The sequence below is a fragment of the Bradyrhizobium sp. MI1.7 genome (assembly GCF_055811795.1).
The window spans coordinates 235,800-248,591 of sequence record NZ_JBVVPO010000001.1 but is presented as its reverse complement, the minus strand read 5'-3'; the positions used below and the strand labels follow the sequence as shown (position 1 = coordinate 248,591).

At 63.7% G+C, this 12,792-nt stretch carries 11 protein-coding genes; 7 read left to right on the top strand and 4 right to left on the bottom strand.

Going from position 1 to position 12,792, the window contains the following annotated elements; all coding sequences use genetic code 11:
- Nucleotides 1–211 precede the first annotated feature (211 nt).
- The 4 genes from AC0L3X_RS01220 (at nucleotide 212) to AC0L3X_RS01205 (ending at nucleotide 4,032) form a co-directional block, all read left to right on the top strand.
- Nucleotides 212–1,006, top strand: coding sequence for an IclR family transcriptional regulator (locus tag AC0L3X_RS01220; protein WP_063983830.1), 795 nt, complete (start codon nucleotides 212–214; stop codon nucleotides 1,004–1,006).
- A gap of 380 nt (nucleotides 1,007–1,386) precedes the next feature.
- Complete coding sequence (locus tag AC0L3X_RS01215; protein ID WP_063986436.1) at nucleotides 1,387–2,811, top strand: TadE/TadG family type IV pilus assembly protein; 1,425 nt, start codon at nucleotides 1,387–1,389, stop codon at nucleotides 2,809–2,811.
- A gap of 10 nt (nucleotides 2,812–2,821) precedes the next feature.
- The gene (locus AC0L3X_RS01210; RefSeq protein WP_063983829.1) at nucleotides 2,822–3,379 is read left to right on the top strand and encodes a TadE/TadG family type IV pilus assembly protein; all 558 of its coding nucleotides are present in this window, start codon (nucleotides 2,822–2,824) and stop codon (nucleotides 3,377–3,379) included.
- Nucleotides 3,379–4,032 (top strand): TadE/TadG family type IV pilus assembly protein, encoded by a 654-nt coding sequence (locus AC0L3X_RS01205; protein WP_028157690.1) that lies wholly within the window; start codon nucleotides 3,379–3,381, stop codon nucleotides 4,030–4,032. Before AC0L3X_RS01210 ends, AC0L3X_RS01205 begins: the two co-directional genes overlap by 1 nt.
- Before the next feature lie 117 nt (nucleotides 4,033–4,149).
- Here AC0L3X_RS01205 and AC0L3X_RS01200 read toward each other — a convergent pair whose 3' ends face one another.
- Both AC0L3X_RS01200 and AC0L3X_RS01195 read right to left on the bottom strand, forming a co-directional pair.
- On the bottom strand, nucleotides 4,150–4,950 hold the full coding sequence (locus AC0L3X_RS01200; protein ID WP_063983827.1) for a type 1 glutamine amidotransferase domain-containing protein: 801 nt from the start codon (nucleotides 4,948–4,950) through the stop codon (nucleotides 4,150–4,152).
- A gap of 471 nt (nucleotides 4,951–5,421) precedes the next feature.
- Nucleotides 5,422–6,597 (bottom strand): patatin-like phospholipase family protein, encoded by a 1,176-nt coding sequence (locus tag AC0L3X_RS01195; RefSeq protein WP_063983826.1) that lies wholly within the window; start codon nucleotides 6,595–6,597, stop codon nucleotides 5,422–5,424.
- A gap of 220 nt (nucleotides 6,598–6,817) precedes the next feature.
- Here AC0L3X_RS01195 and AC0L3X_RS01190 point away from each other — a divergent pair, with 220 nt between their 5' ends.
- From AC0L3X_RS01190 to AC0L3X_RS01180, 3 genes are all read left to right on the top strand, one after another.
- Complete coding sequence (locus tag AC0L3X_RS01190) at nucleotides 6,818–7,600, top strand: acetoacetate decarboxylase (RefSeq protein WP_063983825.1); 783 nt, start codon at nucleotides 6,818–6,820, stop codon at nucleotides 7,598–7,600.
- 115 nt (nucleotides 7,601–7,715) lie between these two features.
- Nucleotides 7,716–8,732, top strand: a complete 1,017-nt coding sequence (locus AC0L3X_RS01185) for a transporter (RefSeq protein WP_231144625.1) — start codon at nucleotides 7,716–7,718, stop codon at nucleotides 8,730–8,732.
- 21 nt (nucleotides 8,733–8,753) lie between these two features.
- Nucleotides 8,754–10,157: a carbohydrate porin gene (locus tag AC0L3X_RS01180; RefSeq protein ID WP_473316235.1), complete on the top strand. Its 1,404-nt coding sequence runs from the start codon at nucleotides 8,754–8,756 to the stop codon at nucleotides 10,155–10,157.
- Here AC0L3X_RS01180 and AC0L3X_RS01175 read toward each other — a convergent pair.
- Together AC0L3X_RS01175 and AC0L3X_RS01170 are read right to left on the bottom strand one after the other, a co-directional pair.
- A complete protein-coding gene (locus tag AC0L3X_RS01175; RefSeq protein ID WP_063983822.1) occupies nucleotides 10,154–11,449 on the bottom strand; it encodes an MFS transporter in 1,296 nt (431 codons plus the stop codon). The two genes, AC0L3X_RS01180 and AC0L3X_RS01175, sit on opposite strands and share 4 nt — an antisense overlap.
- Before the next feature lie 113 nt (nucleotides 11,450–11,562).
- Nucleotides 11,563–12,759 (bottom strand): acetyl-CoA C-acyltransferase, encoded by a 1,197-nt coding sequence (locus AC0L3X_RS01170; RefSeq protein ID WP_063986435.1) that lies wholly within the window; start codon nucleotides 12,757–12,759, stop codon nucleotides 11,563–11,565.
- Nucleotides 12,760–12,792 lie beyond the last annotated feature (33 nt).

Here is a 12,792-nt window from a genome sequence, read left to right as displayed (position 1 = left end):
AGAACTTGGCTCCCGGCCAAGCGGCGGAGCGCGATTTTCGGAACGGCGAGACCGCACTGCACAATTTCTGGTCAATCGCCGGTGACGCCAAGAATATGAGCTTTCAGGATTTCGACAATCGATTATGTCGAATTTCAATAGGTTTTATTCCGAAAAATGATAATACTCGGCGTTGATCTTGATTTCACTTCCAGTTTTGGCCGGGTGGGAAATGACGAAGCGAATTGGGAAGGAAGGACCGTTGGATCGGGCTTTCGCGATCGTTCGGCATGTTGCCGACCAGCGCAAAGCCGTCTCGGCCGCGGAGATCGCAAAGGCTCTTTCGCTGCCGCTTCCAACGGCACACAGGTTGATCGGAAACCTCGAAGACCGCGGACTGCTTCAGAAGGCGTTGGGTACCAAGCGGTACGTTGTGGGCAACCAGCTCGTCACACTGTCGGCCACCGTCATCGGCGCTGCGTTTCGTACTGCGCGGCGGCATGCGGTGCTTCGGGCGGTCGCGGGAGAAATCGGCGAACAGTGTGAGATCGGCGTCGTACGCGACAACGTCGTTGCCTATGTCGACAGCGTTCGCGTTTCGGAGCCGCAAGGTCTTCAGTTCAATCCGGGGGAAGCGGCGCCGTTACACTGCACGTCGACCGGAAAGATCTATATGAGCAGACTGCCCGAGCGGATCCGGGCGAAGCTGTGCCGCGCGCTACCCCTGACCAAATTCACCGAAACGACGATCGTCGATGTCCACGCGCTGATGAAGGTTCTCGAGGAGACGCGACAACGCGGCTGGGCCAAGACAAACGAAGAGTACGTCAAGGGGGTGGTGGGGTGCGCCGTCCCCATTCTGTCACCGGATCGGGAATTGATCGCTTGCCTCGGCGTCTCTGTACCGGTGGCCCGCGTGAGCTTCGCCGAACTGGACCGGTTCATAGCGCCGCTTCAAAAGGCCGCCGCTCTGCTATCCGACACCATTCTGCAAGTTGAAGACGACGATGGCGCAGATGCCCAATGACGGCATGATGCCTTGGCCTCTGTGCCATAGCCGTCCTTAACCAGACCGACGTGCCTGCTGCGCGCTGATGCTGCGCAGCCCACCGGACGCACCCGCCAGCGCCGGCGTTGAGGCCGTATCGACCGCACCTGAGGCCGCTTACCCCTCAATCTCTGCGATCGCGTTTAACCGACGTTAATGATGTCTTCTCGATATGGAACATCTCACTCCGTTGCACTCCCTGTTTGTGGATTGCCCGTAAGTGTTGATTAAGAAGGCCATATCCATATTCCAGCCTGCGATTGGCGGGCTGACCGGCAGCGGTAATCCCACCGGTTGCCCCGATCAAAAGACTTTAGGAATTGCTCTCTGCCGCCACGACGGCAATCAGGATGAAGGTCATGCTCCGCCGGGTAGTGCTCCGTTTCGCAAGAGACCGGAAGGCCAACATCGCCGTTATCTTCGCCCTCACGATGGTGCCGATCGTCTTTCTCCTGGGCATGACGCTCGATTACACGCAGGCCGTCCGCAAGCGGGAGCAATTGAACGCAGCCGCCGACGCGGCCGCGATCGCAGCCGTGCGGCCGGCGATGCTGACCCAGACCGACAAGACGGTCGTCCAGGCGACCGCCGCAGCCGTCTTTGCAGCGAAGGCGAATCTTCCCGGTCTGACGGCGACGCCGACGCCGACCATCACCGTCACGGATTCCGGCCTCGCACGAAGCATCACGGTTTCCTACACCGCGCAGTCCGTCAATAATTTCCCCAGCGTTCTCGGCAGGCAGACCTGGGACGTCTCTGGCTCCTCAACGGCGAAGGCGTCGAGTGCGCCCAACATGAATTTCTACCTGCTGCTGGACGACTCGCCGTCGATGGCGCTTGCCGCGACGCAGGCCGACATCACCAACATGATCGCGGCCACGAAGAACCAGCCCAGCTACGCGAAGAATTGCTCGTTCGCCTGCCATGAGGCGCGTCCCAACAACGCAACTGCCAGCTCGACGAACAAGGACAATCTCACCGTCGCACGCGCAAACAACATCACGCTGCGCATCGATCTCGTGACCAACGCCGTTACGCAATTGCTGAAGGGACCCTGGACGTGCCCGCAGGCGGGTGTGACGGGCGGCGTCATGCAGTGCATGTCGGCGCTCAACAACACGACCTACAAGGCCGCCATCTACACCTTCGACTACGCCCTCAACACGATTCAGGTGCTGACCACGCCGGACACCGCCGCCACGAAGATCAACAACATTCAGCTCCTGACGGTCGACCACCAGAACTGCCCCATTGTCGATAGCAAGGGCAACTGCACCTACACCACCGACTACGGCACGGACATCTCGGGCGGGCTCACGGGCGTCAACACCGTGATGCCTGCGCCGGGCACCGGCACCAACCAACAGGGCGATACGCCGCAGGAGGTGGTCTTCCTCGTCACCGACGGCGTCGAGGACAAGCTCATCCCGAAGACGGGGGGCTCCTGCGACCCCAATGCCACCTATGCGCTTCCGACAGCCAACTCGACGACCTTGCGGTGCCAGCAACCGCTCGACACGACGGTCTGCACGACGATCAAGAACCGCGGCATTCGCATCGCGGTCCTCTACACCGAGTATCTGCAGCTGAGCGACAGCTGGTACACGAGCCGCATCTCGCAGTTCAACAATCCATCCTCGTCGACCGGCACGATCGCGACACGGCTGCAATCGTGCGCATCGCCCGGTCTGTATGCGAGCGTGCAGACAGGTGGCGACATTTCCGCGGCGCTGACCAACCTGTTCATCAAGGTTGCATCCAGCACGGCCAGCCTCGTGCAGTAGGGAAGGCGCCATGACCCGACAGGTCACGACAACGAAAAGATGCCGCAACCGCTGGGCCGCCTTCGCCGGCGATAGCCGCGGAGCCACGGCCGTCGAATTCGCGCTCGTTGCCGCGCCGTTTCTCGCCCTCATCATCGCGCTCATCCAGACGTTTCTGGTTTTCTTTGCCCAGCAGATGCTTGAAACCGTGGTGCGCCAGTCGGCGCGTCTCGTCATGACGGGGCAGGTTCAGTCGGCGCAGATGAACCAGGCGGTTTTCAAGCAGAAGGTCTGCGATCAGATCGTAATCCTGTTCAATTGCAGCGGCCTGATGGTCGACATGCAGGTCGCAACGTCCTGGTCTTCCGCGAACACGGCGACGCCCACGCTGACCTTCGACGGCTCGGGCAATGTGACCAACAGCTGGCAATACAATCCGGGCGATTCCGGCGATATCGTCGTTCTCCGCGTCATGTATGTCTGGCCGGTCGTGCTCGGGCCGCTCGGCTTCAATCTCTCGAACCTTAGCAATGGCAACCGGCTGCTCATGTCGTCCGCCGCGTTCCAGAACGAGCCAGGAGCTACCTGATGATCTCCGCCCTGTCGTCTCGCGCTCGGCAGATGTTGACCGATGTACGCGCTGTTGCAGCGACGGAGTTCGCCATCGTGACACCGTTCATGCTGGTGCTCTATGTCGGCGGCGTCGAGCTCGGGAACGGGCTCGCCATGAACGTCAAGGTCAGCGCGACTGCGCACAGCGTTGCCGACATGATCTCGCAGAACACGGCCGTCACGTCGACCCAGATGGACGGCATTCTCGCTGCGGCGAGCTCCATCATGGCTCCCTATCCCATCAAGAACGGCAGCACCTCGCTGATGACGATCACGGTCTCCGAGGTCTCGACCGACAGCAATGGCAACGCGACGGTGCAATGGAGCAAGTCGACCAGTACGTCGGGTGCGAGGGCCGCCGGTCAGCAGATGACCTTGTCGTCCTTTACCGCGCCGGGCGGCACCAGCAATGCCAACATCTCGCTCATTCTGAGCGAGGTGTCCTACGACTACGCGCCCAACCTCGGCTTCACGATCGCCGGCACGGTGAAGCTGTCCGACAGCTATTACCTGTTCCCCCGCTGCTCGACGAACACCCCCGCCACGTCGAGTTTTCCCTATTACGACGTGAAATATCCGGCGGCGAAGACCTGCACCTGCGTGCAGCACTTGCAGCAGAAGACCTGTTAGTTTCACGGAACGCGGTCCGAAAGAAGCCGGATGCCGCTGAGGCACGCTTCCGTCCCGATTTCCTCCCGGCCCCTGTGCGCAATTGCGCACAGGGCCGGATGACATTGGAGTAGACGCTTACGCCGCCACAGTGGCGCGGTCGAGCGCTGCGATCAGCTTTGCCGCGATGGGATGGTCGGACCGCGGATTCTGGCCGGTGATCAGCTCGCGGTCCTCGACGACGTAAGGCTCGAAGTCGACGGCGCTTCGGCTGACCTCGGCACCCGCAGCTCCCAGCGCGTCCGGCATGGTGAAGTAGATCTTGCCGTGCAGGAACTGCTCCTCGATCGGTATCTCTTCCGAGGCGGTGAACACCGTCATCTTGTATCCCGCATATTGCCAGCCCTTGCCCAGCTCCGCGACCTTGGCCTTGTCGCCGGCGATCAGGGCGGCGCGATAGGCCTTGGCGTCGGGCAGGGTGGCCAGAGTTGCGATCGGTCCGTGGCAGAGCAGCGCCGTGATCTTCTTCCGTTCGTGGAAATATCGCAGAATCTTGCCGAGCTCGGGATCCTGCATGAGGTCGACGACCGGGCCCTGCCCGCCGGGGACAAAAACGGCGGCATATTGATCCAGTCCTCCGTCCACGATCGCGCGCAACGTATGGACGTTGGTCATCGCCGGGTCCTTGTCGAAGAAGTCGCGTCCCCGCCGGTAGGCCTTCTCGTCGCCGCCGAAATGGGCCGCATGATCGGAGGCCGGATCGATGTACGGTTGCTTGCCGTTCGGCGTCGCCAGCACCACCTCGTAGCCGGCATCGATCACGGCCATCGCCGGCACGACGGTTTCATTGAGGTATTGGCCGGTCGGTCCGGTGCCGCCGCCCTGGATTTCGATACGGGTGGCATTGGAGCCGACAACGAGCACTTTTCCTTTGGACATGGTGTCTCCTGCGATTTGCTTGATCGTCTTGCGGTTAGAACTTCATAACAATCCGGCCGACGCGAACGGCAACCTGCCGCGACGACCGTTCTGGCGTTTCAAGCAACGGCTGGAGCAGATCGGGCGGAGCACGCCGCTTCGCTCCGCAAGCTCGCCCCGAAGGCTCCTGCGGAGGGAATAATCTGTCGCTGTCGAAGAAGTAAGCGGCTTCGCTGACGGCGCGCAAGCCAGCCTCCCAACGTCATTCCGCGCGCAATTTAGGGGATGCGGCGCCGTCTGACCATGTGGCGCGATCGGCCTGGAGCGGATGCATCGTGCGATTTTGCAATGATGCCATCATGCTCCTGTTTTGCCCGACGAGTCAAGTTGACTTCGGTAAAACGTAAGTCATTGATCCGCCACGCGCCGGCTACTGTGCATGGGGTTGTTTTCGCAGTTTTTGTTTGGAGCGGTCCGTCTGAAGAGCGCCCGTTACGCGCTCTCCGTCTCCCGGTGCACGTCGTGCACCACGAGGCCCATGCCTTCCTCGGGCATCTTGATCCAGTCGCGGCGCTTCAGGGTGCGCTTGGTGTCCTCGTAGCCGCTTGTCCAGTGCTCGCGCATCGAGGTGCCCGAGAATTCGTGGTCCTTGGCGTCGCCCTCATAGGCCTTCTGCTGATAGATCAGGTGCAGGATCGCGATCTCCGGCATGTTGCGCAGGCTTGCCTTGAGGCTACGATCCTCGTCGGAGAGTTGCTCGTCCGGGACTTTCGCCAGGGCCTTGTAGAGCAGAACCTTGAGGTTGTGCGTGCGGCGGTAGACGTCGGTGTTGTGGCGCGTGCGCGAGGAATACATGATGTCCTTGTGGCGGGCCATCACGTCCTGGATCGAGCGCGGCAGCACGCCCCGTGCGCTGAACAGGTCGACCTGGAACACCAGCGAGTTGAGCGCATCCTCCTGGTCGAGCAGATGCTGGAGCGGCGTGTTGGAGACGATGCCGCCGTCCCAGAAATGATCGGTGCCGATCCGCACCATCGGCAGCGCCGGGGGCAGGGCGCCGGAGGCCATGATGTGCTCCGGCTCGATCTCGTCATGGGAGTTGTCGAAATAGATGAAGTTGCCCGAGAGCACGTTGACCGCGCCGACCGCGAAACGGACCTTCTTCTCGTTGATGAGGTCGAAGTCGACGAGCTCCAGCAGGCTCTCCTTCAGCGGCATCGTGTCGTAATAGCTGGTGGCGGTGCGCGCGCCGACCGGGCTGAACCAGGGATTGACCTGGTGCGGGGTGAAGAAGCCGGGCTGGCCCATCGCCGACGTCATCCACGCACTGGTGAGATTGCGCCACTGGCGGAAGATGTCGCCGTCGGGCGTGTAATGCCAGATCTTGCGATTGGTGATGCGCTCCCAGAAGATGCGCAGCGCCTCCAGCCGCTTCTCCGGCTTGTTGCCGGCGATGATGGCGGAGTTGATTGCACCGATCGAGACACCGCAGACCCAGTCGGGCTCGATGCCGGCTTCGTGCAGCGCCTGGTAGACGCCGGCCTGGTAGGCGCCGAGCGCGCCGCCACCTTGCAGCACCAGCGCGACGCGGTCGCAGCGTTCGGGGCGCCAGCCCCGTGCGGGAGGCTGATGCGTCTGATGAGCCGGTTGCGACGTGCGGGCGTCCATGGGTGCCTCCTAGCGTGGACCAAACGATTGCGTCCGGCAGTGACGGCGTGATGACAATTTCAGCGCCGATGCGTCGTCTGCATGCAGGCCGACCGCAGCGGAAATGGCGGGAGGTCGTGCGCCTGACGGAAATCCTTCACATCGCAGTCAATGACGGCGGCTAGCAATTTGCGGTCCAGGCCTGACGCCGCCGGGCGGGCACCACACACAGGAGATCAGGATGCGCAGGGAAGACGTGCTGAGACTTCCGTCCATGCCGGCGGCGGGGCCGAGCTATCCGGCCGGGCCCTATCGCTTCGTCAACCGCGAATTCCTCGTCATCACCTACGAGACCGATCCGGAGCTGATCCGCGCCGGCCTGCCTGAGCCGCTGGAGCCGATCGACCAGCCGATCGTGCACTACGAATGGATCAAGATGCCGGACTCCTCCGGCTTCGGCAGCTACACCGAATCCGGCCTCGTCATCCCCGCGCGCCTCAACGGCGAGGAGGTCAATTTCGTCTCGCAGATGTATCTGGATGATGATCCGCCGATCGCGGCGGGCCGCGAGATCTGGGGCTTTCCCAAGAAATATGCCCATCCGAAACTCGAGATCGTCAAGGACACGCTGACTGGCACGCTGGAATATGCCGGTCAGCTCGTCGCCATGGGCACGATGGGCTACAAGCACGAGAGCATGGCCGGCAACGGCGATCGCACCCGTGCGACGCTGTCGAAGACGCAGATCAATCTGAAGATGATCCCGGGCGTCGACGGCCGTCTCGAAGTTTGCCAACTCGTCGCGATCAACCTCATCGACATCGTGCCGAAGGGCTCCTGGATGGGGCCCGGCCGGCTGCATCTGGTGCCGCATGTCAACGCGCCGGTCGCGGATTTCCCGGTCCGCCGCTGCCTGGGCGCGCACCACTACATCGCCGATCTCACGCTGCCGTTCGGCCGCGTCGTGCACGACTACGTCAAGGAGGCCGAGGCGATGGCCGCGACGGGGCTCGCTGCAGAGTAGGGCGGCACCATCATCAAACTGTAACAAAGCCGTAATTGAGTACCCGCGAGAAGTCCGGAAGATGCCGTCAGCCATCTTCCGGAAGCGGGGCATTTGTTGACGGTTGGGGTTGGCCATGGCTGAGCCGGCGAAGCTTGTCAGCACGATATCGGACACCGTGCCCGTCATTCCCGGCCTGGTCTGGGCGTTCCGGCTGCACGGCGACGGCAGTGCCGAGGCGCTGCCGATCGACCAGCCGATCGAGTTCAGCCATGACGGCCGGCTCTGGCTGCATTTCAACCTGACCGATACGCGCGCACGGCCCTGGATCGCGGCGTCACAGCTGCCGCCGCTCGCGCGTGACCTCCTGCTGTCCAACGACACTTTCCAGCAGCTTCACGTCATCGACCATTGCGTCTACGGCGTCTTCTCCGATCTCGTGCGCGACATCGACAGCGCGACGGAGGAGACCGCGTTCCTGCGTTTCGCCATGACCGAGCATCTTCTCGTCAGCGGCCGGCATCAGGCGCTGTGCTCGGCCGATGCGACGCGCCGCGTGCTCGAAGGCGGCTACCGCGTCGACAACGTCGCCCATCTCCTGGAAAAGATCGTCGACGAGGTCGCCGATACGCTGGACCGGATGGCGGACAAGCTCGGCCAGGAGATCGACGACATCGAGGAACGGATTTTGGCCGACGACGCCAAGCCGGAGATGCGCCGCAATCTCGGCCGGCTGCGCCGGACCTGCGTCAGGTTGCATCGCCAGCTCACCGGCCTGCGCGTGCTGTTCCACCGCCTCGATCAGAAGAACACCGATCATCTCGCGCCGGCCTTGCGCATTCACGCCGGCAAGCTGGCGCAGCGGCTGGACGGGCTCGATCACGACATCGTCGAGCTCCGCGAACGCAGCCGCCTGCTCGAGGAGGAGCTGCGCTTCAAGAACGAGGAGGAGAGCAACCACCACCTCCACACGCTCTCCATCGTGACCTCGCTGCTGCTGCCGCCGACCCTGATCACCGGCATCTTCGGCATGAACACCAAGGGCCTGCCGCTCACCGACGTCGAGAGCGGATTTCTCTGGGCGGCGCTCCTGATGGCCTCGTCGGTCGGCGCGGCCTATCTGTTCATGCGGCGCACGGGTATCTTCAGGTAGCGTACGCAGCCGGTATCAGCCGTGATCGGGACGTCCCACAGATTTCCGCTGCGAAATGCGGCCGCGATCGTGCTGGCCTCGACGGTGGCGAGCACCGGCGCGCTCGCCGGCGCCAAGGACGAAAGCGCGGCCGAATGGCTGGCGCCGAAATGGTTCAACGAATGGCATGACGGGCTTGCCAACAAGGGCCTGAACTTCGGCGCCACCTATATCGCCGCCAACATCGCCAACGTCTCCGGCGGCGTGAAGCGCGGCGCCATCCATTTCGGGCGCCTCGATCTCTCGGTCGATGCCGATCTCGACAAGCTCGTCGGCTGGGCCGGCGGCCGCTTCTACGCCAATGCGTTCGTGATCTACGGCCAGGGGCTGAGCCGCAACTACGTGATGAACCTCGCCACCATCAGCGAGATCGAGGCATTGCCGGACCAGCGGCTCTACAACGCCTATTTCGAGCAGAGCTTCTTTGGCGACCGCCTGAACATCAGGGCCGGCCAGCAGGCCGCCGACGTCGAGTTCTTCGACAGCCAGACCGACGACCTCTTCATCAACGGCACCTTCGGCTGGCCCGCGATCAAGGCGAGCAACCTTCCGGCCGGCGGCCCGGCACCGCCGATCGCTGTGCCCGGTATCCGCATCAAGGCGGCGCTGACGGACAACATCACCGCGTTCGGTGCGGTGTTCAACGGCGATCCGTCGGGTCCGGGCGATCAGGATCCGCAGCTGCGCGACCATCATGGCCTGGCGTTCCGGGTCAACGATCCGCCGTGGGTGATCGGGCAGGTCCGCTTCAACTACGACATCGATATCGGCGGCCGGCCGCTCGCCGGCAATTTCACGCCGGGCGCCTGGAAGCATTACGGCTCGTTCGACAGCCAGCGTTTTACGGCCGAGGGGCTCTCGATCGCCGATCCCGGCGGAAGCGGTGTGCCTGCAAGACTTCGCGGCAATTACGGAATCTTCGCTGTCATCGAGCAGGTGCTCTATCGCCCGCCGGAGGTGAAGGACAACACCACGTCAGCCTCGCTTCCGGGCGTCACCGCGTTCGGCCGCATTGCCTACAGCCCGCCGGACCGCAATCTGATCGACCTTTATGTGGACGGCGGCATCGGTTTCGTGGGCTTCACGCCAGGCCGTCCGCTCGATCGCTTCGGCGTGGCGATGGCCTATATGCGGATTTCGAACACCGCGCGCAATCTTGACATTGATACGCAGGCTTTCACCGGCATCCAGAGTCCGGTGCGCAGCAACGAGACGCTGATCGAGATGATCTACGAGGCGCATATCAAGCCGGGCTGGCTGATCGCGCCTTACTTCCAATACGTGTTCCGGCCCTCCGGCGGCATCCCCAATCCGAACGATCCGACCGGCGTTTCGCGGATCGGTGACGCCGCAGTGTTCGGCGTCACCACCACGATCAGGTACTAGGCCATCGCCGGCTTCGGCTCGGCCTTCGGTTGCCGCGACAGCGCCAGAACGATCAGCGAGGCGAACACGCAGAGCGCGCCGGCGATGAAGAACGCGGGCAGGTAGCTCTCATAGACCGTCCGCGAGAAGCCGGCACCGAACGCCGCAGTGCCTGCGCCGAGCTGATGGCCGGCAAAGATCCAGCCGAACACCAGATTGGCGCGCTCGGGCCCGAACTTCTGCGCGGTGAGCCGCACGGTCGGCGGCACCGTGGCGATCCAGTCGAGGCCGTAGAACATCGCGAAGATCGACAGCCCGTAGAACGAGAAGTCGCTGAACGGCAGGAAGATCAGCGAGAGCCCGCGCAGGCCGTAGTACCAGAACAGGAGGTAGCGGTTGTCGTAGCGGTCCGACAGCCAGCCCGACATGATCGTGCCGAAGAAATCGAAGATGCCCATCGCGGCGAGCAGGCCTGCGGCCTGCACCTGCGGAATCCCGAAATCGAGGCACATCGGGATCAGGTGCACCTGGACGAGGCCGTTGGTCGACGCGCCGCAGACGAAGAAGGTCGCAAACAGGATCCAGAACGCGCGCGACTTCGAGGCGTCGCGCAGCGTGCCGAGTGCCACGCCGGTGATCGAACCATGGCTGACCGGAGGGGCCGGCAGGGGCTCGGTGCCTTCGTCGCCGAATGGGCGCAGGCCCACATCGCTCGGCCGGTCGCGCATCGCAAGGAGAACCGCCACGGCGGAGACGCCGAGCGCGATGCAGACGAAGCCGAGCGCGAGCCGCCAGCCGTAACGTTCGGTCAGGCTTGCGAGCAGCGGCAGGAATACGAGCTGGCCGGTGGCGACGCTCGCGGTCATGATGCCGACGACGAGGCCGCGCCGCGCGGCGAACCAGCGCGTCGCTATGGTGGCGCCCAGCACCAGCGCGGTCATGCCGGTGCCGATGCCGATCACGACGCCCCACAGCAACACGAGCTGCCAGACTTGCGTCATGCCGAGCGAAGCCACAAGCGCGGAAACGACGATGAGCTGGGCGGCCAGCGTGACGTTGCGCAGGCCGTAGCGGTTGAGCAGGGCGGCCGCGAACGGCGCCATCAGCCCGAACAGGATGAAGCGGATCGACAGCGCGGAGGAAATCTGCGCCGTGCTCCAGCCGAACTCCTGCTGAAGCGGGACGATGAACACGCCGGGCGCGCCGACCGTGCCGGCGCTGATCAGCGCGGTGAGGAAGGTCACGCCGACCATCACCCAGCCGTAGTGGATATTGCGGCGGCCGAGTGTCGCCGCGAGCCAGTTCGAGATCATTGGGCCTCAATGTTTGATGGGCAGGCTTTGAGACACCTGCACGAGCTTGTAGAATGGCACGGGACGCGTCTGTCGAAAATGACAGAGTTCCCTCATTTTCGGACGTATCTAGGTCAGTGCGTCAGACGCTCCACGGCGATGGCCGTGGCTTCACCGCCGCCAATGCAGAGTGCCGCAACGCCGCGCTTGAGGTTTTGCGCCTCGAGCGCGTGCAGCAGCGTCACAATCAGCCGCGCGCCGGTGGCACCGATGGGATGGCCAAGCGCGCAGGCGCCGCCGTTGATGTTCAGCTTCTCGCGCGGGATGCCGAGGTCGCGCTGCGCCGCCATCGCCACCACGGCGAAGGCCTCGTTGATCTCGAACAGGTCGACATCGCCGGCGCTCCAGCCGACCTTGTCGAGCAGCTTGCGGATCGCCGGGATCGGAGCCGTCGTGAACCATTGCGGCTCCTGGCTGTGGGTGGCGTGGCCCTTGATCTCGGCGATTGCCGGCAGGCCGTTGCGATCAGCCAGCGAGCGCTTCGTCAGCACCAGCGCCGCGGCGCCGTCGGCATTGGCGGAGGAGGCGGCCGGCGTGATGGTGCCGTTGGCGCGGAACGCCGGCTTCAATCCGGGGATTTTCGCAGGATCGACCTTCAGCGGATGCTCGTCATTGGCGACGATGCGAGGGCCTGCTTTCTCGGTCAGCGTGATCGGCGCGATCTCGGCCTTGAACGCGCCGCTCTCGACCGCCTTGCGCGCACGGCTCAGCGTCTCCATCGCATAGGCATCCTGGTCCTTGCGGGTGAACTGATAGGCTTCCGCGGTGGCCTCGCCGAAATCGCCCATGGAACGGCCGGTCTCGTAGGCATCCTCCAGCCCGTCCATCATCATGTGGTCGATGATGCGGTCGTGCCCGGCGCGGTAGCCACCGCGGGCCTTGGCGAGCAGATAGGGCGCGTTGCTCATGCTCTCCATGCCGCCAGAGACGACGATCTCGGCCGAGCCAGCGCGGATGATGTCGTGCGCCAGCATGGTCGCCTTCATGCCGGAGCCGCAGACCTTGTTGACCGTGGTCGCGCCCGTGGCGTCGGGCAGACCGGCGCTACGTGCCGCCTGTCGCGCCGGCGCCTGGCCTTGTCCGGCCGGCAGCACGCAGCCCATGAAAACTTCATCCACCTTCTCGGGCGCAAGCTTGGCGCGCTCCAGCGCGGCGTTGATCACATGCGATCCGAGCTTGTGTGCCGCCAGCGGCAACAGCTCGCCCATGAAGCGGCCGAGCGGGGTGCGGGCGGCGGAGACGATGACGACGGGATCGGCGGCTTCGGCCATGATGAAACTCCCAGCGATGACGGAAAAGATTAT